The organism is Alloyangia pacifica, assembly GCF_900116195.1.
GTDB classification, from domain to species: Bacteria; Pseudomonadota; Alphaproteobacteria; order Rhodobacterales; family Rhodobacteraceae; genus Salipiger; species Salipiger pacificus.
Map to the genome: position 1 here is coordinate 393420 of NZ_FOZW01000002.1, position 22821 is coordinate 416240.

General features: G+C 67.5%; 22 protein-coding genes. 9 read left to right on the forward strand and 13 right to left on the reverse strand.

The window, feature by feature from the left end; all coding sequences use genetic code 11:
* Positions 1-59 precede the first annotated feature (59 nt).
* Complete coding sequence (locus tag BM397_RS06330) at positions 60-1085, reverse strand: Hint domain-containing protein (RefSeq protein WP_092419948.1); 1026 nt, start codon at positions 1083-1085, stop codon at positions 60-62.
* Between the two features lie 187 nt (positions 1086-1272).
* Between BM397_RS06330 and BM397_RS06335 the strand changes: the two genes are divergently transcribed.
* The gene (locus BM397_RS06335; RefSeq protein ID WP_092419951.1) at positions 1273-2052 is read left to right on the forward strand and encodes an SDR family oxidoreductase; all 780 of its coding nucleotides are present in this window, start codon (positions 1273-1275) and stop codon (positions 2050-2052) included.
* 10 nt (positions 2053-2062) lie between these two features.
* Positions 2063-3205 (forward strand): YhaZ family DNA alkylation repair protein, encoded by a 1143-nt coding sequence (locus BM397_RS06340; RefSeq protein WP_092419954.1) that lies wholly within the window; start codon positions 2063-2065, stop codon positions 3203-3205.
* Here the strand turns inward: BM397_RS06340 and BM397_RS06345 are convergent.
* From BM397_RS06345 to BM397_RS06355, 3 genes are all read right to left on the reverse strand, one after another.
* Positions 3202-4296, reverse strand: a complete 1095-nt coding sequence (locus BM397_RS06345; RefSeq protein ID WP_092419957.1) for an AbrB family transcriptional regulator — start codon at positions 4294-4296, stop codon at positions 3202-3204. The two genes, BM397_RS06340 and BM397_RS06345, sit on opposite strands and share 4 nt — an antisense overlap.
* Before the next feature lie 71 nt (positions 4297-4367).
* Positions 4368-5111 (reverse strand): SDR family NAD(P)-dependent oxidoreductase, encoded by a 744-nt coding sequence (locus BM397_RS06350; RefSeq protein WP_092419960.1) that lies wholly within the window; start codon positions 5109-5111, stop codon positions 4368-4370.
* Positions 5112-5145: 34 nt separating this feature from the next.
* Complete coding sequence (locus BM397_RS06355; protein ID WP_092419963.1) at positions 5146-5904, reverse strand: maleate cis-trans isomerase family protein; 759 nt, start codon at positions 5902-5904, stop codon at positions 5146-5148.
* A 115-nt stretch (positions 5905-6019) separates the two neighbouring features.
* Between BM397_RS06355 and BM397_RS06360 the strand changes: the two genes are divergently transcribed.
* Entirely contained in the window at positions 6020-6799 is a 780-nt protein-coding gene (locus BM397_RS06360) for a GntR family transcriptional regulator (protein WP_092419966.1), read from the forward strand.
* A 23-nt stretch (positions 6800-6822) separates the two neighbouring features.
* Here BM397_RS06360 and BM397_RS06365 read toward each other — a convergent pair whose 3' ends face one another.
* The 6 genes from BM397_RS06365 to BM397_RS06390 are packed head-to-tail and all read right to left on the reverse strand — an operon-like array spanning position 6823 to position 12181.
* Complete coding sequence (locus BM397_RS06365) at positions 6823-7719, reverse strand: MBL fold metallo-hydrolase (RefSeq protein ID WP_092419969.1); 897 nt, start codon at positions 7717-7719, stop codon at positions 6823-6825.
* A gap of 3 nt (positions 7720-7722) precedes the next feature.
* The gene (locus BM397_RS06370; RefSeq protein ID WP_092419972.1) at positions 7723-8544 is read right to left on the reverse strand and encodes an SDR family NAD(P)-dependent oxidoreductase; all 822 of its coding nucleotides are present in this window, start codon (positions 8542-8544) and stop codon (positions 7723-7725) included.
* Positions 8541-9230: a GntR family transcriptional regulator gene (locus BM397_RS06375; protein ID WP_092419973.1), complete on the reverse strand. Its 690-nt coding sequence runs from the start codon at positions 9228-9230 to the stop codon at positions 8541-8543. The genes BM397_RS06370 and BM397_RS06375 overlap by 4 nt, the downstream gene beginning before the upstream one ends.
* Complete coding sequence (locus BM397_RS06380; RefSeq protein ID WP_092419976.1) at positions 9227-10153, reverse strand: polysaccharide deacetylase family protein; 927 nt, start codon at positions 10151-10153, stop codon at positions 9227-9229. Before BM397_RS06380 ends, BM397_RS06375 begins: the two co-directional genes overlap by 4 nt.
* Positions 10154-10164: 11 nt before the next feature.
* Positions 10165-10911, reverse strand: a complete 747-nt coding sequence (locus tag BM397_RS06385; RefSeq protein WP_092419979.1) for a maleate cis-trans isomerase family protein — start codon at positions 10909-10911, stop codon at positions 10165-10167.
* Between the two features lie 52 nt (positions 10912-10963).
* Positions 10964-12181: an FAD-dependent oxidoreductase gene (locus BM397_RS06390; RefSeq protein WP_092419982.1), complete on the reverse strand. Its 1218-nt coding sequence runs from the start codon at positions 12179-12181 to the stop codon at positions 10964-10966.
* A 363-nt stretch (positions 12182-12544) separates the two neighbouring features.
* On the opposite strand from BM397_RS06390, the gene BM397_RS06395 reads away from it, so the two are divergent.
* From BM397_RS06395 to BM397_RS06415, 5 genes are read left to right on the forward strand one after another with little or no spacing between them, the layout of a single operon-like run.
* The gene (locus BM397_RS06395) at positions 12545-13462 is read left to right on the forward strand and encodes a branched-chain amino acid ABC transporter permease (RefSeq protein WP_092420593.1); all 918 of its coding nucleotides are present in this window, start codon (positions 12545-12547) and stop codon (positions 13460-13462) included.
* The gene (locus BM397_RS06400; RefSeq protein ID WP_092419985.1) at positions 13462-14391 is read left to right on the forward strand and encodes a branched-chain amino acid ABC transporter permease; all 930 of its coding nucleotides are present in this window, start codon (positions 13462-13464) and stop codon (positions 14389-14391) included. The genes BM397_RS06395 and BM397_RS06400 overlap by 1 nt, the downstream gene beginning before the upstream one ends.
* Positions 14388-15170, forward strand: coding sequence for an ABC transporter ATP-binding protein (locus BM397_RS06405; protein ID WP_092419987.1), 783 nt, complete (start codon positions 14388-14390; stop codon positions 15168-15170). The genes BM397_RS06400 and BM397_RS06405 overlap by 4 nt, the downstream gene beginning before the upstream one ends.
* A complete protein-coding gene (locus BM397_RS06410) occupies positions 15160-15867 on the forward strand; it encodes an ABC transporter ATP-binding protein (protein ID WP_092419989.1) in 708 nt (235 codons plus the stop codon). Before BM397_RS06405 ends, BM397_RS06410 begins: the two co-directional genes overlap by 11 nt.
* Before the next feature lie 56 nt (positions 15868-15923).
* Positions 15924-17111, forward strand: coding sequence for an ABC transporter substrate-binding protein (locus BM397_RS06415; RefSeq protein ID WP_092419993.1), 1188 nt, complete (start codon positions 15924-15926; stop codon positions 17109-17111).
* A 141-nt stretch (positions 17112-17252) separates the two neighbouring features.
* On the opposite strand, the gene BM397_RS06420 is transcribed toward BM397_RS06415, so the two are convergent.
* Together BM397_RS06420 and BM397_RS06425 are read right to left on the reverse strand one after the other, a co-directional pair.
* The gene (locus BM397_RS06420; protein WP_092419995.1) at positions 17253-19163 is read right to left on the reverse strand and encodes a TRAP transporter permease; all 1911 of its coding nucleotides are present in this window, start codon (positions 19161-19163) and stop codon (positions 17253-17255) included.
* Between the two features lie 75 nt (positions 19164-19238).
* Positions 19239-20186 carry a TAXI family TRAP transporter solute-binding subunit gene (locus BM397_RS06425; protein ID WP_092419998.1) on the reverse strand — a complete coding sequence of 316 codons (948 nt, stop codon included), beginning with the start codon at positions 20184-20186 and terminating at the stop codon, positions 19239-19241.
* Between the two features lie 673 nt (positions 20187-20859).
* On the opposite strand from BM397_RS06425, the gene BM397_RS06430 reads away from it, so the two are divergent.
* The gene (locus BM397_RS06430) at positions 20860-21669 is read left to right on the forward strand and encodes a class I SAM-dependent methyltransferase (RefSeq protein ID WP_176806479.1); all 810 of its coding nucleotides are present in this window, start codon (positions 20860-20862) and stop codon (positions 21667-21669) included.
* A gap of 15 nt (positions 21670-21684) precedes the next feature.
* Here the strand turns inward: BM397_RS06430 and BM397_RS06435 are convergent, their stop codons facing one another.
* On the reverse strand, positions 21685-22713 hold the full coding sequence (locus tag BM397_RS06435) for a LacI family DNA-binding transcriptional regulator (protein WP_176806481.1): 1029 nt from the start codon (positions 22711-22713) through the stop codon (positions 21685-21687).
* Positions 22714-22821 lie beyond the last annotated feature (108 nt).

Below are 22821 nucleotides of genomic sequence, written 5' to 3' on the forward strand. Positions count from 1 at the left end.
TCGGGGTCGCCCGTTGCCTTTTGATTGAGGCTGCAGAGCTCCGATATATGGAGCCGCGCTCAGCCTGCCGAGGAGCGCCGGAGCAACTCTGCAACGTCAGGCCGTTGCAGCAGGGTTTCCTGCACCTCCAGCTCCGGCTGGTCGGAGGACCGGTGGCGCGGCAGCAGGCCGGCCAGTTGGCCCGAGAGCTCCGCGGGCAGGGCGGCGCGGGTGCGGGTGTCCACCAGCATGGATTCCGCCGCGATACCCTCGGCGTAGATGATCTGGTGGTGATCGAAGAGCATCTGGAAGTAGTCCACGAAGCCGCCTTCCTGGCGCAGCACCGTCTCGCCGTTGATCAGGTGGCGGGCGCGCAACAGCAGTTCGGAGCGCCCCGCGCCGAGCCGGTCGCTTCGCTGGTAGACGAAGAGCCGGTGGTCGGGGCTGACAAGCAGGTCTCGGGCGGCATTGAGCGTGCCGGCGCGGATCAGGATCGGAGCGAAGGCGCCCACAGCGCGCAGGGTCTGGTGGCCGATCCAGCGCAGTTCCTGCGGTCCGTCGTCCCGGGTCAACACCCGGTCGCCGACGCGCAGATCCTCGACCGCGCGCTGCGCGCCCGAGGCGAGGGTGATCATCGTGCCGCCGGTAAAGGAGACGCAGGCGGCTTGGGCAAAGCGCGCAAGCGCGGTGTCCCGGCTGACGCCGACCAGCGCGTAATCCTTGCGCGGCAGCATCGGGGCGAGCGGCATCAGGCAAACCTCGGCCACCAGCCCCTCGGCTGTGGTCGCGACGAGCAAGAGCGCCTCGGTGATGGTGCCGTCGCCGCTCATGAAGGTCAGGCAGGCGTCGAGATGAAGGTCCGCGCCCGGCTGACCCAGATCGCTTTCCGCAGCGATGCGGAACGGTGAGGCCCCGGCGGGCAGCACGGCAAGCCGCATCGGGCGGGCGGCGGGTGAGAGCGCGTAGACGTCGTCGGGCTGGAGCTCCTCGGCAAAGCTCAGCTCGTCCCCGAGGTTCGCACCGCTGACCACGCGCAGATGCGCGCCGCGGTAGACCGTCACGCTGTGGGCCGCCCGGCGGCCAGCATCGGAAAGGGCGTCTGCCATCACTCTACTCTACTCGCACACGCATTTCGGATATCCCCGAAACGTCACGACCGGCTCCGCCGTTCCCGGACCCTCGTCAGTCCCGGCGGGAACATCTCAGCCTACACGCCATTGTCTGCCAGGGGAATGTGTCATCATATGGCCCCGAGCCCGGCGTTTTGCCGGCAGACTGCAAAGGGAGCACAAGATGGATCTCGGGATCGCGGGAAAAACGGCGCTGGTCTGCGCCTCGTCGAAAGGGCTGGGGCGCGGCTGCGCCGAGGCGCTGGCCGAGGCGGGGTGCAACCTCGTGATGAACGCGCGCGGCGCGGAAGCGCTCGAGGAGACCGCGGCGGCGATCCGTGCGACCTATGGTGTCGAGGTGACGACCGTCGTGGCGGACATTGTCTCCGAAGACGGCCGGGCGCAGGTGCTGGAGGTGGCGCGCGGCGCGGACATCCTGGTGACCAACGCGGGCGGCCCGCCGCCGGGACACTGGAGCGACTGGGACCGGACCGATTTCCTCAAGGCGCTGGACGGCAACATGCTGACCCCGATCGCGCTGATGCAGGCGCTGCTGCCGGGCATGATGGAGCGCGGCTGGGGGCGGGTGGTCAACATCACCTCGCGCTCGGTGAAGGCACCGATCCTGCAGCTGGGCCTGTCGAATTCGGCTCGCGCCGGGCTGACGGGCTTTGTCGCCGGCACCTCGCGGCAGGTCGCGGAAAAGGGCGTGACGATCAACAACCTGCTGCCCGGCGTGCATGAGACCGACCGGATCGTGCAGATGGACCGCCACGAGTCGGAAAAGACCGGCCGCCCGATCCCCGAGATCAGCGCCGAGCGCGCCGCGGGCATCCCCACGCGCGAATACGGGCAGGCGGCGGATTTCGGGCGCATGTGCGCCTATCTCTGCTCGGTCCACGCGCGTTTCATCGTCGGGCAGAACATCGTGCTCGACGGCGGTGAGACGCTGGCGACGATCTGAGGCGGCAGCCATGGCAAGAGGACCTGACGGGCAGGGCGGCGGGGCGGGTTTCTCGCTCGCCGACCAGCTGTTCAATCGCCAGTCACTGAGCGATCTCGGCCGCGAGTTCGCGGTGTTGCCCGGCTTCGATGCAGGGCGCTTCGTGGAGAGCGCGCTGCCGCAGCTGCAGGGGCTGGGCGTGCACGCCCGGCTTGAAGTATTGGCGGACACCTTGGCGGAACAGCTTCCTTCGGGATTTCCCGAAATGGCGGAGCAGGTCGAGGCGGCGCTGCCGCCGCCGCTCGATCCGGCGCTGAAGGACGATGATTTCGGGCGCTTCATCCACGCCGTGCCCGGGGTGCTGGCGGTCAAGCATGGCATGGCGCATCCGGAGCGTTCGCTCGACCTGCTGCACGCGGCGACGCAGCGGTTTTCCATGGAGTTCGCGCTCAGGCCTTTCCTCAACCGTTGGCCAGAGGAGGTGCTGGCTCGGCTCGATCGCTGGGTCGAGGATCCGCATTACCATGTGCGCAGGCTGGTCTCCGAGGGCACGCGGCCGAAGCTGCCCTGGGGCATGGGGATCACGCTCGATCCTCTGGTGCCACTGCGCTATCTCGATGCGCTGCACGCGGATGGCACGCGCTTTGTCACCCGCTCGGTGGCCAACCATCTCAACGACCTGTCGAAGATTGCGCCCGCCGAAGTGATTGCGCGGCTGTCGAGCTGGCAGGCCGGGGGGCGGCAGGCACCAAAGGAGATGGACTGGATGACCCGCCACGCGCTGCGTACGGCGGTCAAGCGCGGTGAGCCCGAGGCGCTGGCGCTGCTCGGCTACCGTGCCGATCTGCCGGTGATGGCAGAGGTGGCGGTGGCAGAGCCGGAGGTGCGGATCGGCGAGACAATGCGCTTTGAGGTCACGCTGAGCTCGCCCGAGGCCGGGCCGGTGCTGGTCGACTACCGGCTGCGCTTTCACCGGCCCGGCGGAAGCGCCGAGAAGGTGTTCAAGCTGAAGTCGGCGAGGCTCGCGCCGGGTAAACCGCTGACGCTCGCCAAGACGCACCGGATGAAAGGCGACGCCACGACTTTCCGTCTGCACCCCGGCCCGCATACGGTGATCGTGCAGGTCAACGGGCGGGACGTGGGGGAGGCGGTCTTCGAGCTTTTGCCCGCCTAGCGGTCCGAGGGGGCCTGCCGCAGCGCCGCGTCGACCCGCGCTGCGACGAAGCGTGCGATCATCGGGCCGGTGGCCAGAACGACGATGAAGCGCAGCGTCTGCATGGCCATGACAAAGGCCATGTCCACGTCGCTTGCGGCGGCGATCACCGCGACGGAGTCGGCCCCGCCGGGGCTGGTTGCGAGGTAAGCGGTCAGCGGGTCGACCCCGGCGAAGGCGACCAGCGCCGCCGCCATCAGCCCGCAGAGCCCCATCAGCAGCAGGATCGAGACGGCCAGCCGCGGCAGCGCGCGCGCCGTATGGCGCAGGATGTCGCGACTGAAGCGCAGGCCGATGGCCCAGCCGATCACCGCGTAGGCCAGCGCCATCATCCATTCCGGCGTCACCGGCGAGAGCCATCCCACGCCGTTTGCGAAAGCGCCGAGCAGCAGCGGGATCAGGAAGGTTCCGGCGGCCATGCGGGTGATCCGGGTCAGCACCACCCCGAGCGCCATCAACAGCAGCGCATCCAGTAGGCCGCGGTCGGGGATGGGAAACCAGGGCGTCGGGGCGCTTGCGATCTCGGGCGCGCCGACCCAGAAACGCGCCACCATCGACGCGCCGCCCGCAACCATGCCGACACGCAGATATTGCATCACCGCCACCAGCCGGATGTCCGCGCCATGCGCCTCGGCGAGGAAGACCATGGCCTGTGCCGCTCCGGGCGACGATCCCCAGACCGCTGTGTTTCCGGGCAGCACCTGCCGGCGCGCGAGCAGGTAGCCGAGCAGCGCCGCGGCGACGATCACCGAAACCACGCCTGCCGCGAAGATCGGCCAGTCGCGGCCGATCTCCGGCAGAACCGAGGCGGGAATCTGCCCGGCGATCATCGCCCCCACCGCCGCCTGTGCCAGCTCGAACAGCGGGCGCGGGGCCGAGATCGCGCGGGCGCCCGAGGTCAGTCCGGATGCCGCAAGCGCAATGGCCGCCAGCATTGGCCCCAGCAGCAGCGCGGCGGGGAAATGCACCAGATCGAGCCCTGCGGCAAGCAGCGCCGAGAGCGCGATGAGGGCGAGCCACGCCAGCGCGCGGGACAGGGAAGGGCGGGCCATGAAGCCTCCGTTCGGGACATGGATGCCGCGCGGGGGCGGAGCAGGTCGCGGCGCTGACGCCTGGCTGTGGGTCATGGCATGTAGATTCCGCCGTTCACCCAGAGCACCTGACCGGTGATGAAACCGGCATCCTCGCCCAGCAGGAAACGGATCGGGCCGGCAATGTCCAGAGGCTCCGCGACACGTCCCAGCGGTGTGCCGGCCCTGTGGCGCTCCAGATCCAGCACGTTGGGTCCGCTTTCATCCGAGCGCCCGGTGCCGCCACGCAGAAAGGCGGTGTCCACCGCGCCGGGGCCGACGGCGTTGACGCGGACCCTGGGGGCAAGCTCCAGCGCGAAGGTCTGCATCAACGCAATCACCGCTGCCTTGGAGGCGCCATAGGGGCCGAATCCGGGTCGGATGAACCTCCCGAGGCCGGAGCTGCAGAGCACCATGCTGCCGCTCTCGGCCAGCAGCGGCGCGGCGGCCTTGGTGGCAAGGAAGACCGAACGCAAGTTGCCCTCGACGATCTCGTCGAAATAGGCGGCGGGAGTTTCGGCTAGCGGGCGGATCTCGGAGTTCCATCCGGCGAGATGCACGAAGCCCTGCAAGCCCCCGGGGCAGAGGCACGCCAGCGTCTCCATGCCGGCGGTGACCGAGGCTTCGTCGGTCGCGTCGAGGGCGATCTGCGCGTCGCCGACCGGGTGACGCTCGAGCGAGGCGGGCAGGTCGAGCACGATCACCCGGTCGCCCTGCGCGGCGAGCAGCGAGACGAGGGCTCGGCCGATGCCGCCTGCGCCGCCAAGCACGGCGATGGTGCGGGGAGTGTCAGTCATGTGAAAGGGGCCTTTCCGGAAGGGGAGGAGGAGGTCAGGCGAGCAGTCTGCCGGCGGGCGACGCGGAGCGTGCTTGGAGGCCTGCCGCGAGCAGGGCCGCGCGCAGCGTCGCGGTGTTCGAACTGATCACCGGAATTCCGAGCTCCTGCTCCAGTTCCGTGATCAGTGGCAGGGTCGGGAAATCGGTGCAGGCCAGCAGCACCGCCTCGCTGCCGGGCGTGACCGTCTCCAGCACGTGCGCGCGGACCTCGGCCAGCGTGGTGCGGGCGATGCGGGGGAACTCCGACGGCCCGCCCGCGCCGATGCCGAGACCGCGGATCCCGAGCACCTCGAAGCCGTGATCGTGCAGGAAGTGGGCCTCGTGCTGGTTGAGCGCCTCGTGGTAGGGCGTCGCGACGCTGATCTTTCGCGCTCCCACGGCGCGCAGCGCGTCCACCACGGCCGCGGCGGTGGTGACCACCGGCACGCCGTTTCGCGCGGTCAGGGCCTCTGGCAGGGATTGCGCCGGTGTGACGGTGGAGCCGGCGGTGCAGGCATAGGCCACCACGTCGACGCCCGCCGGGGTCAGCATGGCGATCGCCTGGTCGAGGTCGTCATGCAGCGCGGCCAGCCCCTCGGGCGTGTCGAGCCCGCCGTGCAGGCGCATGCGGTGGCTGTGGAACGTCACCCCCTCGGGCACCATCCGTGCCCATTCCGCCTCGTTCACCGTGTTGGTGGGTGGCACCACGATACCGAGGCGGGCGCGGTGCCCGAAAGCGCGGGCGGGTGTGGTGGTGGAGAGGGGGAGGGTCATGTCGCTTGTCCTGCGGTGGTGTCTGGATTTAGATGGGGGCCGGTTTGACGGCGGCCCGGACCCCTTCGCGGTCGGGGCGTCTGCCGGATCGGGAAACGGGAGGAGTTACAGTCACATGTCCGAAGACCTGCCTGCCAAGGGCACGCTTTCCGGCGCGGCGGAGGAGACCGTGGGGCCGCGCTACGCGCGCCTTCAAAGGCAGCTCGAGCAGCGGCTGCGCGACGGTCTCTACCCGGTGGGCTCGCTGCTGCCGACCGAGGTGGAACTGGCGGCGGAATTCGAGACCTCGCGCTTCACCGTGCGCGAGGCGCTGCGCCATCTGACCGAGGGCGGCTTCGTCGAGCGCCGGCAGGGGGTCGGAACCCGCGTCATCTCGAGCCACCCGCAGGTGCATTACGCGCAGAGCTTCACCGACCTTCAGGAACTCTTCCAGGTCGCGGTCGAGACCTACTTCGTGCTCATGGGACAACAGGACGTGGTGCTCGATGCGGCGCTGGCCGAGACCGTAGGTGGCGTAGAGGGTGAACGCTGGATCCGCGTCGACGGGGTGCGCTGGACCGAGCCGGGCGGGCGGCCCTTGTGCTTCATCGAGTCCTTCGTACCCGAGCGGTTCCGCGAGGTCGTCGCGGGCTTTGGCCAGACCCGAGGGCCTTTCTTTGCCCGGCTGGAAGAGGCGGCCGGCGTTCCCATCGACGTGGTCGAACAGGACATCCGGGCCCGCGCCATGCCAGAGGTGCCGCAGCGGCTGCTGGGCCTGGCGGACGGGGCGCAGTCGCTGCAACTGCTGCGCCGCTACGTGACTGAGCAGGGGGTGCTGATCTGCTCGATCAACTGGCATCCTGCCGACCAGCTGACCTACAAGATGAAGATCCAGCGCACCCGCAGTCCCGGCTGAACGGCGCACGCATCGCATCCCCCTCAGACCCATTCCGCGCGCCAGGCGTCCCCCTCGGCCCGCACCCGCATCGCCAGGGCGCCGCGCAGGTGGGCCGGGACCAGCAGGTCGCCGCTCTCGGCAAGCTCGGCCAGCAGGGCGCGCCGTTTGCGTGCGGCCTCGGCGCCGTCGAAGCAGAAGCGCGAGGACCAGTCCGGCTGCGCCAGCTGCAGCGGCGAATGCACGGCGTCACCGCAGAGCAGCAGCCGCCCGCCTGGGTGCGAGAGCCACAGCCCGAGTTGGCCCGGCGAATGCCCGGACAGGTCGCAGCTTTGCAGCAGCCCCGGCTCCAGCGTGAGGTTGGGACCGAGATCGGCGCCGCCCTCGATCTCGTCCATCAGTCCCGCCTCGAGGATCGGCAGCACGCTGTCGGCGAAAACCCCATGTCCGGCGACGCCCGGCGCACGGGCCTCCTCGGCCATCCAGTGGCGCAGCTCGGCGCGACCGACGAGGTAGCGCGCGTTGGGGAAGGTGGGCACCCAGCGGCCGTCCTCGAGTCGGGTATTCCAGCCCGCGTGATCGGCGTGAAGATGGGTGCAGAAGACCACGTCCACCTCCTCGGGGCGAACCCCGGCGGCGGCAAGACGGTGCAGATAGTCCGCGCCGCTGCGCTGGTGCCATTCGGGCCGGGCCGGGCGCTGCTTGCAGTCGCCGACACAGGTGTCGATCAGGATGATCCGCCCGCCGATGCGCAGCAGGTGGCTCTGGACCCCGAGCAGCACCTCGGCGCTGGCGAAATCCAGATGCCAGCCCTCCAGCCAGACCTTTGCGGGCTCCAGCGCATCGAGGCTGGCATCGGGGAACAGGAAATCGAGCGGCAGGCGGAACGGATCGAGGTCGATGATCCGCTCTAGGGTGAGGTCGGGGGCAAGGTGCAGCACGGGTTACATGATCTCCGGCTTGGGGCGATGCGGCGCGCGCGCAGCCGCGGCGGCCTCGGGCGCGGGCAGCCCGGGGTCCCAGAGCCGGGCGATGAAGCGCCCGCCGCTCACCCCGTCCGAACCGGGCCCGCAGAGCCAGCTGATCCCACGCCGCATGATCCCGGCGGGCAGGAGGTTGCCGTCGGCGCCTTTCTTGTCCGGCGAGGGCGGCAGCAGGTCGGTGTCGGCGGCGCCGCCGGGCAAGTAGACGTTGACCGTCACGCCGGTGCCCTCGAGGTCCTGCGCCCAGACCCGCGAGGCGGCCTCGAGCGCGGCCTTGCTGGGCCCGTAGGGTGAATAGCCGCGGCGCACCATGGTGACATCCGAGGTCGAGATATTGACGATCCGCCCCCAGCCGCGGGCGATCATGCCGGGCACCACGGCGCGGGCGAAGTTCAGAGGGCCGTTGACGTTGGTGGCGATGATCCGGGCCCAGGCCCCCGGATCGGCCTCCCAGAACTTCGTCGGCTCGGTATTGAAGGTCTCGGAGATGGCGCGCATCCCAAGTCCGGCGTTGTTGACGAGGATGTCGACCGGGGCAAGGCGGGCCTCGATCGCCGCGATGGTGGCGGCGCAGGCCTGTGCGTCGGCAGCGTCGCAGGTGAAGGCTTCGGCGTTTGCGCCGAGCGCGCGGACCTCGGAGAGCGTCTGGCTGAGCGCGTCGCTGTCGCGGCTGCCGTGCAGCGCCAGCGCGGCGCCGGTGGTGGCGAGCTCAAGCGCCATCTCGCGGCCAAGCCCGCGCGAGGCGCCTGTGACGAGCGCGACGCGCCCGGAGAGTTCTGTCATGGAGCCCTGTCTTTCTGGACCTCCGAGCGCAGCGGCCGACTCGACAGGATATGGCCGAGCATCGCGGCGGAGGCCCATTCCGGGTCGCGGCTGCGCAGCGCGCGCAGGATGTCCTTGTGGTGGGAGTTCGAGCGCACCGGGTCGAGCGGCTGGTCACAGAGGAACTGTTTGATCGTCGCCAGCGGCAGCGCAAAGACCTGCGCGGTGACCGAGCGCAGCTGCGTCGAGCGCGTGGCGTTGAGGATCAGCTTGTGGAACTGGTCGTTGAGCGGCACGAAATTCTCCGGCTCGGTGGCCGGGACCTCGTCCATCTGCCGGACGAGATCGGCAAGCCGCTCCAGCTCGGCATCGGTGATGTGGCGGGCGGCGAGGCTGGCGGCATAGCCCTCGATCCGGGCACGCAGCTCGAAGACCACCGAGACCTCGTCGTAGTTGAAGTCGGCGACGAAGCGGCTGCGCCCTTCGGAGAGCGCCAGCCCCTCGGCGCTGAGGCGCTGCAGCGCCTCGCGCACCGGGGTGCGGGAGGCGCCACACATCTCGGCCAACGTGCTCTCGGCGAGATGTGCGCCGGGCGGCAGTTCGCGCGACAGGATCGCCGCGCGAATGGTGTGATAGGCCCGGTCCGCAGGGCGGCCAAGGTCGGCCACGGAGGGCAGGTCTTGCAGATCGGACTCGCTGGGTGTCATACGGCTCTCTTTTCTGGGGCGCCTTGCGCGCAGTGGTCGAGATACCAGTCTGCCAGTTCTTCGCGGGAACAGAACCAGATATCGTCGAACTGCTTCACATAGCGCAGAAAGTCCCGCAGCGCACGGATCCGGAAGGGCTGGCCGACCACATGCGGGTGCAGGCCGATGTTCATCACCCGCCCCGACCCCTGCGTGATCGCCTCGCCGCGCAGCCAGTCGAACTGCTCCTTGAACACCTTGATCGCGCCGTCCACGTCCATGCCCTGGCGCATGAAGACGGTGAAGTCATTGACCTCGGAGGTGTAGGAGATCGACACGAGGTCACGCCCGCACTCGGTGTTTATCAGATAGGGCTGGTCGTCGTTCAGCAGGTCGGTGAAGAAGGTCAGCCCTTCCTCGGCAAGAATGTCGGCGGTGTTCAGAGTCGAGCGCAGCGACGAGCTGAGCCAGCCGCGCGCCGGCTTGCCGACCACGTCCCGGTAGACCTTCAGCGTCTCGCGGATCACCGCGCGCTCGGCGTCCTTGTCATGAGCGAAGTCGGTCAGCAGGTCGGTCTGCACGAAGTTGTGCGGCACGATCTCGTAGCCGCGCGCCATGGCTGCCTCGATCACCGGGCGGCGCTCCAGCGCCATCTTGGCATTCATCGTGCAGGAGGTCGGGATGCCCTCGGCCTCGAAGACATCGAACATGCGCCAGACGCCGACCCGCTGGCCGTATTCGCGCCAGGTCCAGTTGGGGTTGTCGTAGACGTTGCCGGGCAGCGTGCCGCCGACGATCCCCGGACCGCCGGGATAATAGGGCGCGGGATCGTCGCGCTCCTTGTCCCAGTATTCGAGGTTGGTGGTCAGGATGACGGCGATGGTCTTCCCGTTCGGAAAGACCAGTTTCTCGCGCTCGGGCTGCGGAATGAAATCGTAGTGCATCCGCCTGCGCCTCAGTAATGCGACAGGAGCGAGCCGAAGCCCTGCACCTTGTCCTCGATGCCGTTCATCCGCAGCGCGTGCCAGTAGGTCGCGGTGTTGATGGCGATCACCGGCTTGTCGAGCCAGAACTCGGCCATGGCGCCGACGCGGGCCATCGCGAGGTTGGTGCCAGCCTGCACGATGGCTTCGACCGAGGGGTCGTTCACCTCGATGATCGCGTCGCGCAGCGTCTGCTCGGTCTCATGGGCGATGAGCATGGGGCTCTTGCACTTCAGCCCCTTCACCGTGACCACCTCGTAGCCGCAGTCGGTGAAGAACTTGCGCACCTGCTCGTCGCCGATCGGCATGTAGGGGGTGACCACGGCGATGCGCTTGACGTTGCCGAATTTCGACAGCGCCGCCTGACAGGCGTCGGAACCCATGGCGACGGGCATTCCGGCGCGCTCCTCGACCTGTGCCTTGAGCGTGTCGGCGCGATCCTTGCCGTCCCAGAAGGTCTCGGCCGACATGCCCATGATCATTGCGCCGGGGTCGCAGGTCTTGACCGCGTCGATCGCCTCCATCGTGGCACCGCGAATGCGCATTACCAGCTCGTTGAAATCCTCGTCCGAGTTGACCGGATCATCGGGGATCACGATGCGCGAGAAGTGGTTGGTCACGCCCACCGGGCGCATGTCGTCGAATTCGGGCTGCACGGAGGTGTTGGTCGAGGGGGCGATCACCCCGAATTTCATGCGGTAGCCAAGGCTGTCGGTCACGGTCGTGTTCCTTTGTGGGGGAGGTCTTTCAGGCGGTCCATCGGGTGGTGCGTCAGGCCACCGCGTCGAGATCGCGCAGGGACTGGATCATCGAGGACTTGCGCACGAAGGCGAGATGCGCGGCGCGGTCCTCGGCGGTGCGGCGCAGCTCCTCGTGATAGGCGGCGCGCGCGGCGGGGTCGGTTTCGGCCATCATCCGGCGGTTGCGGATCGATTGCTGCTGCACCGTGTCGATGCAGGCCTTCCGGCGCTGGCGCTCGTAGAGGTCAAGAAGGTCCATTCCCGCCTCGCCACGCCAGATCAGCGCCAGCTTCTCTACGAGGTTCACCGCGTCGTGCACGCCGCCGTTCATCCCCATTCCGCCGAGCGGGTTGTTGAGGTGGGCGGCATCACCGACGAGGAAGGCGCGGCCCTTTACGTAGTTCTTCGCCACCCGCTGGTGTACCCGGTAGGCGGTGGCATGGGCGATCTCGTAGCGGCCCGGCTTGGGGCAGAGCGCCTGCATGCGCGCCTCCATGCCCTCGGGGTCCTTCACCTGCTCGTCGGTGAGGCCCGGATCGGTCGGCAGAAGCACGCGCCAGAGGCTCGGCGTCTGCAGGATCACCGCCCACTCCTTGGGGTCGGTGATGTAGGAGATCGGGGTCAGATCCTCCATCGCCGCCGAGAAATCGAAGGGCGTCGACATGGAGAGGAAGATCTCGGGAATGGTCATCCCCTCGAACTCGATGTCCAGTGCCTTGCGCAGCAGCGAATGGGCGCCGTCGGCTGCGATCACATAGGCGGCGCGCATCGGCTCGGTGCTGCCGTCCTCATGCTCGACGGTGAGCGTCACACCGTCGGCGTCCTGCGTCAGGCCGGTGGCGCGGACCTTGTAGACGATCTCGGCCATCTCCGAGGTCTCGATCAGGTCGCGCAGCATCTCGGTGAGCTTCCACTGCTCGCATTGCAGCCGGTAGGGGTGGTTGGTGTCCCCCGCCAGCAGGCCCAGATCGAAGGTGGCGATGACCCCCTCGGTCCGGCCGCGGAACTGCCAGTTCGGACAGACGAGCCCGCGCGGGATCAGCTTTTCCATCACCCCGAAGCGGTCGAGCATGTCCATGGTCGGCGGATGGAAGGTCGAGGCGCGCAGGTCCTTGGGCAGGTCCTCGCTTTTTTCGAGGATGGTGACGGGAATCCCCTCGGCGGCGAGCGAGCAGGCGGCCACCAGACCCACGGGACCCGCGCCCACCACGATCACGCGGTCGTTTCCTTGGCCCGGCGATGCACTCATCTGACGCGTCCTTCTAATCATACAATGTATACCGAAGGTCATTACAAATGCGAGCCATCCTGTCCAGATCGTTCCCCGTCACAGGTGCGATCTTTTAGGAGATCTGGGCTTAGTCTCCCCTGAGTTTTGTGTTGAGGCGGGGTGCGGATTTCCATCTGCGCCTATGACACTATCGCACTTTTTGCTGAAAAATAGCGATTCATGGATGGAGATTAAATTTGAGGCAACTGTTTCGAGAAAAGACGCATCTGGGGGTGAACTATCGGCCTGGCCTCGTTTCCGGCCTTCCGTGAGTCGGAGAATCGTGCAGACAAATGGCATGAGGCGGTTTCCGCTTGTGTACAAAACTCGCGAAGGATGGGCATGCTACTCCTGCAACAGATCGTTAACGGGCTGATGCTCGGCTCGGTATACGTCACGGTCGCCGTGGCCTTCACGCTGACCATTGGCATCCTCAACTTCCTGAACTTCACCATCCCGACACTGTTCATGCTCGCCGGCATGGTGGGCTGGGGGCTGGCCTATTTCGGGCTGCCCTTCGGTCTGTCGGGGCCGCTGCCCTGGCCGCTGGCGCTGGCGATCGGCATCGCGGCGGCGATCCTCTGCTCGCTGGTCGTCGAGCGCTTCACCTTCCGCTACCTGCAGACGAAATACGGCGACAGCACCGAGCACGCGATCCCGCTCGTCTCGTCGCTCGGCTTCCTGCTGATCCTCGAGAACCTCGTGCGCATCGCCTACGGCGGTGATGCGCAGCGTTTTCCCGGTCCCTCGGGGGATCTGACCGCCGAGTTCGGAGGGCTGTTCTTCCGGGTGCCGCAGCTTGTCAGCTTCTTCATCGTGCTAGCGCTGATCGTCGGGCTGGCCTGGATCATGCGCGCAACGCGCATCGGGCGCGGGCTGCGCGCCATCGCCGAGAACCCGGATGCCGCCGCCATCCTCGGTGTCGAGACCGGCCGCGTCGTGCCCATGGTCTTCTTGCTGACCGGGCTGCTCTGCGGCCTCGCGGGGGCACTCTTCGCGGTCAACTACGGCGAGGTCTCGCCGCAGATGGGCGAGGACATCGGCTCCAAGGCGATCGCCGGCATGGTGGTCGGCGGGCTCGGCTCGCTCTGGGGCGCAGTTGCGGGCGGCATTGTCGTCGGGCTGGTCGAGATCCTCACCGTGCACTTCTTCGGCGCGGACGCGGTGCAGGTGGCGGTCTGGGGGGCGCTGCTGCTGACCTTGCTGGCCCGGCCGCAGGGTCTCTTTGGCCACAACGCCATCGGCAAGGGGAAACTGTGATGAGCGGATATTGGGCCGGACTTCTCACGCTGCTGGCGATCAACGTGGTGTTTGCCTACGGCATCTACCTCGCGGTGGCCGCCGGGCAGCTCAACCTCGGCGGGGCGGGGTTCCAGGCTGTCGGGGCCTATGCCGCCGCCTGGCTCGCCTTCGAGATGGAGATGCCGCTGGCGGTGACCATCGCCGCCTCGGCCGTGGTCACCGGAGTTGTCGGCTACCTCTTCGCCTTCCCGATCCTGCGGCTCAAGGGGGTCTATCTCGTGCTCGGCACCTACGCCTTTGCCGAGGTGGTCGCCGGGGTGATCCTGAACTCGGACAGCCTCGGCGGGGCCATGGGCATGCCGGTGCCAACCTTCATAGACTGGCAGGTGCCGGTGATCGCCGCCGCCGCGACTGCGTTGCTGTGCTTCTACCTCATGTCGACGCGTTTCGGGCTGGTGGTGCGGGCGGTGCATGACGACGATCTCGTGGCCGATCTGATGGGGGTCAACGTGCCGCGCATCCGGGTCATCGCCTTCGGCATCGGCGCGGCGCTGGCGGGTCTGTCGGGTGGGCTCTACGCCCATGCCTACAGCTTCGTGGAAATCCAGAACTTCAACGCGGCGCTGTCGATCTACGTGCTGCTCTACGTGCTGCTGGGCGGCGCGCAGACGCCTTGGGGGCCGTTTGCCGGGGCCGCCTTCTTCACGCTGCTGCCGGAGCTGCTGCGCGCGGGTCTGCCGGCATTGACCGAGATGCTCTCGGCGCTGCTGGGCAAGACCGGGGTGATCTCCACTCCCGACGAGAGCTGGCGCTTCGTGATCCTCGGTGTGGTGACCGTGCTGATGATGGTCTTCCGCCCCGAGGGGCTGATCACCCGCGCCGCGATCGAGCGCCTGACCCATCCGCGCCGCCGCGCGAAAGACACCGCCGTGGAGGTGACCGAATGAGCACACCGATCCTCTCAGTCGAGAACCTGTCGATTTCCTTCGGGGGGCTGACGGTGATCGACGATGTGAGCTTCATCGCCCCCGAGGGAGGGCGCGTTGCGTTGATCGGCCCGAACGGGGCCGGCAAGACCACCATCTTCAATCTTCTGTCGGGCGTCTATCGGCAGGACAAGGGGCATATCCGCCTCGGCGGCGCGCTGATCGATGATGCCCCCTCGCGCGCGCGCATCGGGCTCGGCATGGCGCGCAGCTTCCAGAACATCCGCCTGATGCCGCACCTGTCGGTGGTCGAGAACGTGATGCTAGGGCAGCACTCGCGTGCTGACCGGCCCGGCGGCATGTGGGCACCCCTGAAGCTCTTCGGCCGCTCGCCCGCGCGCGACGAGGCGGAGGCGCTGCTCGCCGACATGGGTCTCGGCACCTGGCCGGGGCAGGAGGTGGCGACGCTGCCCTATGGCATCCGCAAGAAGATCGAGCTGGTGCGCGCGTTGGCCGCGCGGCCGCGCCTGCTGCTGCTCGACGAGCCGGCGGCGGGACTCAACGGCACCGAGACCGCCGAACTCATGGCCTTCCTCGACCGCATCGCCGGCACCGGTGTGACGCTGCTGGTGGTCGAGCACGACATGAGCCTCGTGCGCAGCCTCTGCGACACCGCCGTGGTGCTCAACTTCGGACGCAAGATCTACGACGGCCCGACCGCCGAGGTGCAGAAGGACCCGCAGGTCCTCGAAGCCTACCTCGGTCCGCGCCACGCCGGGGAGGACGCCCATGTTGCTTGATGTGAAGGACCTCGAGGTCACTTATGGCCGCACCCGCGCGGTGCGCGGCGTGTCACTCTCGGTGGCCGAGGGCGAAATCGTCACCGTGCTAGGCTCGAACGGTGCGGGCAAGACCTCGCTGTTGCGGGCGCTGCAGGGTGCGCGCAAGCCGCAGGGCGGCAAGATCACCTTCGACGGGCGCGACATGACCAATGCAAGCCCGGCCACGCGGCTGGCGGCGGGCATGGCGCTGGTGCCCGAGGGGCGGCAAATCTTCGTGTCGATGACCGTGCACGAGAACCTGCTCATGGGGGCCTACTTGCGCGGGGAAGGCGGGCTTGATCGCGATCTCGACGCCATCTACGAGCGCTTCCCCAACCTCGCCACGCGCCGCGACATGAAGGCCAGCGTGCTCTCGGGCGGCGAGCAGCAGATGCTCGCGGTGGGCCGGGCGCTGATTTCACGGCCCCGGCTGATGATGCTCGACGAGCCGTCGCTGGGTCTCTCGCCGCTCTTTGTCGCCAAGCTCTTCGCGCTGATCCGCGAGATCAACGACGGCGGGCTGTCGATCTTGCTGGTCGAGCAGAACACCCACATGGCGCTGGATGTGGCACAGCGCGGCGTCGTGCTCGAGCTGGGACGCGAGATGCTCTCGGGGTCCGCCGCGGAACTGGCGGCTGATCCGAGCCTTGCCGAAGCCTATCTCGGGGCGGCGTGAACCGTCCCCTGTCCCCCGGAAAACCAAGAAACAACGGACCAACAAGGAGCACTCTCATGACCACCAGACGACACCTCCTCGGCGCGGCAGCGCTCTGCGCTGCCTCATTCGCGGGTCTGCCGGCCCTCGCGCAGGAGACCATCAAGATCGGCAACCTCGTCACCCAGAGCGGCTTTCTGAAGTCGGTGGGCGAGACTGCGGTCACCGCCTTCGACATTGCCGTTGGAGAGATCAACGCCGCGGGCGGGGTCAACGGCAAGCAGATCGAGCTAGTGCAATTTGACACCGGTTCGGATCCCAAGCAGGCGGCCACCGGCGCGCGCAAGCTGATCCAGGATGACGCCGTGGTGGCAATCCTCGGGCCGTTCTCGTCGGGCGAGACCCGCGTGGCGATGACCATGGCGGAGCGCGCGGGGACCCTGATGATCCCCACCGCCGCCTCCGCACCGGGGCTGACCGAAGGTGCCGAGTACACCTGGCGTCTGACCGAGGACGAAGAGAAGCAGTTCGGCCGCCTGCTCACCGCGCTCACCGCCTCCGACATCCCGCATGCCACCGCCGAGATCGTCTACGTCTCGGATGAGGTCGTGGCCAACAGCGCGGGCACGCAGCTCTATCCCGCGATGCTGGCCAAGGCCGGGATCGAGACCGGCGAGCCGATCCCGGTGCAGCGCAAGAGCTTCGACATGTCGGCTCAGGTCGCGGGCATCATGCAGAAGGCCCCGGACATCGTCGCCGTCGCGGCGCTGCCGGACAGCGCCTCGAAGCTGATCAAGGAGCTGCGCCGCCAGGGGTTCGAGGGCCGGATCATCGGCTCCCAGATCTTCGCTGATCCGCAGGTGACCGAGCTTTTTGGCGAAGAGGGCGATGGCACGATGGTGGTCGCGGGATTCTGGCACGGCCGCACCGAGCAGTCCGAAGCCTTCAACACCAAGTTCCTGGCCGAGGTCGAGGCGCGCGGCATCCACAAGCTGGGCGCGCACCACACCGACGCGCAGGCCTATGACGGGGTCTATCTGCTCAAGCAGTTGATGGAGGCCGCGGGCACGACCGGCGATCCGGCGCAGCTGGACGAGGAACGGGCCGCGCTGGCCGCGCAGATGGAGGGCGTGAGCTTCTCGGGGATCGTCGGCGACGACGTCTGCTTCCAGGGGCACGATGCCGAGCTCCCGGGCTACGTCATCGAGATCAAGGGGGGCGAATGGACCAAGTTCGCCGAAGCTGCGGCCGACGGCTGCGAGTGATCACCGGGCCGGGGCGGCGATGCCGCCCCCATGTCTTGCCAAGGCCGAAGGCGCAGGTCTCCATCCCGGAGCCTGCGCCTTTTCAGTTCTGAAGTTCTAGGGCTGAACGGCGTCCGGGCCATAGAGGCCGGGGCACCGCGTTCAGGTCGCTGCGCGGCGAGCGCGCAGCACCGGGGTCAGGTGCTGCGCCAGCAGAAGCAGGCCGAAGGCCGAGACGCCCCATTCCACCGCGTGCCCCGCGAGCGCGTTGAGCGGGGCAATTGTGGCCAGCCCGGTTCCGGCCCAAAGCAGCCGCATCACGCCCTGCAGGGGCCGCAGCGCATGCCCGATCACCCCTCCGGCAACCAGCACCAGCGCCACCAGCGACGAGACCGCGACGTAGAGGATCTCGCCCGCCGTGCCGTCCATCAGAAGTGCCGGCTTGTAGATGAACAGGAAGGGCAGCAGGTAGGCGACCCAACCGACGCGGAAGCTTTCGACGCCGGTGCGGATCTGCCCCGCTCCGGAGATCGCCGCAGCGGCGAAGGAGGCGAGCGCGATGGGCGGTGTGATCATCGACAGCATACCGTAGTAGAAGACGAACATGTGCGCGGCGATCGGCGGGATGCCGACCTGCACCAGCGCCGGGGCGGCCAGCGAGGCGAGCAGCAGGTAGACCGCCGTGGTCGGCAGGCCGAGCCCCAGCACGATGGCGACCAGCGCGGTGACCGCCAGCATGCCGAAGAGCGTGCTGCCACCAAGGTCAAGCAGCAGGATCGACAGGGTGAAGCCGAGCCCGGTGATCGACAGGATGCCGACGATCATGCCCGCGGCGGCGGTGACCAGCAGCACTTCGGCCACGGCCTGGCCGGTCTTGCTCAGCGCGGACCAGCAGCCGCGCAGCGTCAGGCTGCCGCTCATGCCGGGGCGCAGCGTCTGGGCGATCAGCGCGGCAATCACCAGCGCAAAGACCGTCCATGTGGCGGCCACCTCGGCCTCGCGGTTCAGCACGAAGATGCTGCCCAGCAGCACCACGAAACCCAGCATGGTGCTCCAGCCCGCGCGCAGGATGGTCTTCATCGCCTCGCGCCGCTCTCCCGCCAGCGAGCCGACCTTGTCGCGGCGGGCGAGGAAGTCGATCTGCAGGAAGATCGAGGCGTAGTAGATCAGCGCCGGCAGCAAGGCTGCAACGAGGATCTCGCGGTAGTCCACCTGCAGCAGCTCCGCCATAAGAAAGGCCGCTGCCCCCATGATCGGCGGCATCAGCTGGCCGCCGGTGGAGGCGACGGCCTCGATCGCCCCGGCCTGCACCCGCGATAGCCCCGAGCGGATCATCATCGGGATGGTCATCACCCCGGTGGACATGACGTTCGACACCGCCGAGCCGGAGATCGAGCCAAAGAGCGCCGACGCGGTGACGCCGATCTTTGCCGCGCCACCCGGGCCCGAGCCCGAGACCCGCATCGACAGCTGGGTGAAGAACTCGCCGCCGCCGACGGCGATCAGAAAGCCGCCGAAGAGCACGAAGACAACCACCACGAAGCTGGCCACCTGCAGCGACGAGCCCCATGTGGCGGCGCTGTCGGTGGCGAGATATTGCAGCAGCTCGGTCAGCGGCATCGGCCGGCCCGCCAGCGCGCCCGGCAACACGTCGCTCCACAGCGCGTAGGCGACGAAGAGCGCGAAGATGCCGACCAGCACCCAGCCCAGCACGCGGCGCACCGTGTCCAGCACCAGCCCGACCACACAGACGCCGAGGATCAGCGCCTCGGTCGGGTAGTAGATCGCCTGCTCGGAAAGCACCTGGAAGCGGGCGAAGACCCATCCGCCGACGCCCAGCGACAGCAGTGCAAGCGCGATGTCCACGCCGCGCGGCAGGCCGGAGCGGCCGCGGGTGTTGAGGTAGATGGTCGCCAGCGACAGTGCCAGCATCACCGCCGCGATCTGTTCGGGAAAGATCAGCAGGCCCATGTGGGTGGGCAGCTTAAGGACCCAGATGATCGCCAGCAACGGCACGGTGGCGGCCATGATCTGCGCGGTCAGCAGGGGTTTCGGGACGGTGTCTTGGCTCATGCGCTGTTCCGGTGTCTTGGGTCGTCAGGGAAGCGGGGCCGCCGCGGCGCCGGGCTGCGGCGGCCCGGGGTGGGGTCAGCCTTCCGGCAGCAGGCCCTTTTCCTCGTAGAAGGCGGCGGCAGCGGGGTGGTAGGGCAGGCCGGTCGCGCGGGCCATGGTGTCGGGGTAGAAGGTGTCCCACATCGGCGAGGTCGCCAGCAGCGCGTCCTTGCCCTCGTAGAGCGCCTTGATCATCGCGGTCACGACCTCGGCCGGGGTCTCGTCGTTGGCGAAGAGCAGGTAGGGGTAGCCGAAGATCTTCGTCTCGCCCTCGACGCCCGGCTGCTCGGAGCCGGTGACGTCGTAGACCAATGTGCCCGGCAGCACCGAGTCGAGCTGCTCGGCGTCATCCGCCTCGTCGAAGGACAGGAACTTCACTTCCCCCGCGGCTGCAGCGATGTCCATCACGGCGGCGGAGCCGATGGTGGCGATGGAGGTGTCGAGCGTGCCGTCCTTCAGGCCCTGGAACATCGAGGGGAAGTTGGCCATGGGCACTTCCTCGACGTCGTCATAGGTGAGATCCGCGGTGGCCAGCACCGCGCGGATGACGAAATCGCCCAGCGAGTTGTCCGGAAAGCGCGGCACCTTGTGGCCGGCAAGGTCGGCGGTGCTCTCGATGCCCGATGCCTTCAGCACCAGCATGCCGGACTTGAAGTCCATGAGGGTGGCGACGATCTGCAGGTGCTCGGAAGGCTTGCCCTCGGAGAGGCCGGTGCCAGTGATGGCAAAGGCAGTCTGCGGATAGTTGGCGATGCCGAACTCGATGCGGCCCTGATCGACCATTGGGATGTATTGCGCGGTGTTGGCGGTCTCCTGCGGGATCACCCGGATCTCGCCAGCGGTGGTGGCGATATTGGCGATGGCGGTGCCGACCTGTCCGGTCGAGCCGCCCTTGGTGGTGCCGAGCGCGACGGTCTGCGCGCTGGCTGCCTGCGCGACGAGAAGGGCGAAGGCGGCGGTTGCGAGGCTTGTGAGAAGTCTCATGTCAGGGTCCCTGTTGTTTTAATTGTCATGTCATTTTGTATACCGACTCTCATCCTGCCGACGCGGATTGCATCCCCTTGGCCCGGGCTTTTTTGGGTAGGAGCGGTGCCTCTTCTAATAATTGTGCAAAGTACGGACTTTTGGTCGGAGATTTGACCGGAAGCTGTGCGGCGTTGGGCTGGAGCTCGCGCCCGAAGCATAGGTGGGCTTGTATACATGTGTGACCGAGTCTCGCGGCGCAAATCTCGCCTTGCCTGCGCCAAAGCGATGTTCGCGTCGGGAAGTTGGGCGCGCCCTGCGCGATCGGACGGATTGCGTTTGGGGCGCAGCCGCAGGAGACGCCAGTGGGTCTGACGTCGGATGCCTTGCAACAAAGGCGATTGGGTAGTCCGGACCTGTGCAGAGAGCGATTGACGTTTCGCTACGCGCCCGTGGCCGCCGAAGCGGTACTCCAAACCGGACTGGCTCAGGGCTGCCAGCCCGGGCGCAACGTCGCTCCGGTATGCCGCCACATCGGCCCAGCTCGCGGATCGGACTGCGCCGACGCGGTTTCCATGCTATTCTTGCGGCGGTGACCGAGCTCGCGCGTCGACACGGTCGGGGTGTCGCCGCAGCGTGATGCCGGGTGGCTCGCATCCGCCCAGTCGAGGCAATGGCCAAGGGGAGGAGCGCCATGGCAGATCCATTTTCCAACATGAGTGCAGCGGGCGACGATTTCATCGCCGTGGCGGTCGAGGCGCTGGAGAGGCGCGCGGCGGAACCGGTGATGAGTGCCGCCGTGGACCGCTACCTCGAGGCGCTTCCGAAGGCGCAGATCAAGCGGGTCGTCGAGATCGGGGCCGGCTCCGGACCGGTCTCGCGCCGGATTGCAGCCTGGGCTCCTGCGGCCGATGTGCTTGCCACCGAACCGGCCGCGGGATTCCTGCCGCATGCCCGCGCATTGGCCGAGGGGATCGGCAACCTGCGGTTCGAGACCCGCGACGGCACGGCGCTTGGACTCGAGGATGCGTCAGTGGATCTCGTGGTGCTGCACACGGTGCTGAGCCATGTGCCGGATCCCGCTCCGCTGCTCGACGAGGCCTTTCGCGTGCTGCGCAATGGCGGCTGGCTGGTGATCTTTGACGGAGATTTTTCCAAAGGCAGCCTGGCCAGTTTCCCGGGCGATCCACTGGCCGCATGCCAGGTCTATTTCCAGCAGAACTTTGTGGTCGATCCCTTCATCTGTGGCCAACTCGCGGAGATCGCGCGTGGGGCTGGCTTCGAGACGCGGGATTTCTGGATGTCGCCGCGGGTCATTCGCGACGACGATGGCATGATAATTTGGGTGCAATTCACCACCAACATGATGCGCGATAGGGGACAGATCGGGCCCGAGCTGGCGCAGGGCCTGATGGACGAATACGCCCGTCGCCGCGATGCCGGCACGTTGCTCGGCTTTCAGGCCTATGCAACGCTGATCGCGCAAAAGCACGCGGAGGGATAGTCGCTGCCGCGCGGCTCAGACATTCTCTGAGGTGTGCACGTCGAAGGGGATGTTCACCCGCTGCGCCCCGGCTTCGGGGCCAGCCTTCTTGGCCTTGACCATGGTCTCGATGATCTGCCGCGCGAAGCATTCCAGCGGGTAGGAGAGGGTCATGGTGATTGTGCCGTCGATCAGCGCGGCCCGCGTGGCATCGAAAAGCTCGTAGGCAACACAGACGAAACCCTCCTCCGGCTTGTGCTCGCGCAGCGCTGCCAGCGCGCCGGTGATGCCGCCGCCGGAGACGAAGAGCCCGCACATGTCAGGATGTTCCTGGAACAGTTTTTCGGTCATTTCCCGTGCGACTGCGGCGGACTCGAACGTGGGCAGCGGCTCAAGCAGGACGAAGTCGGAATTGTGCTCGCGGAAATAGGAGCGGAAGCCGCTCTCGTTGATCTCCTGGTTGCGGTAGCGGTGGTTGCCCAGCAGGATCCCGATCTTGCCGGGCTTGGGGCAGCACTTGTGAAAGGCCCAGCCGGCCATCCGGCCCTTTTTCCAGTTGTCGTGTCCGATGTATCCGACGTTGCCACGGGCCGAGAGCGGGCCGATTAGCGCCGAGACCGGCACGCCGCTTTCCATCAGCGCGGTTATCGCGTCCGAGACCATCGGGTGCTCTGCCGCGACGACTCCGAGCGATTCCGACGTCTGGCCGAGCGCGGTGATTCTGCTTGCCACATGGTCTGGGGAGAGGTCGTCGAGATATTCTAGCTCCAATGAGATGTTTGCACCCGCATAGGCCTCGGCGGCGCGCAAGAGGGCGTTCCCGAGCCCGCGGTAGAACACCCTGTGGCCTTGCTGGAGGAGGATCGCCAGACGGTGGGTCTCCCGCCCCTGAAAGACCGAGCTCTCGATCGTTCCGAGCCCGTAAAATCCAATGTTCTCAGCAGCATTGAGGACGATCTCGCGCGTCGACTGGCGCACGGATTCGGCGCCGCTGATCACCCGGTTCACGGTGGCCACCGAGACCCCCGCTTCCCGTGCCAGATCCTTGATTGTGGGACGTGACATGACCTGCTCCATTTGTCTCATTTTGTCTCACAGTGGTATTCGTATGAGACATATTGATACGAAATGCATCTATCCCAATTGGTACGATTGATCTGATTTATGTCAATC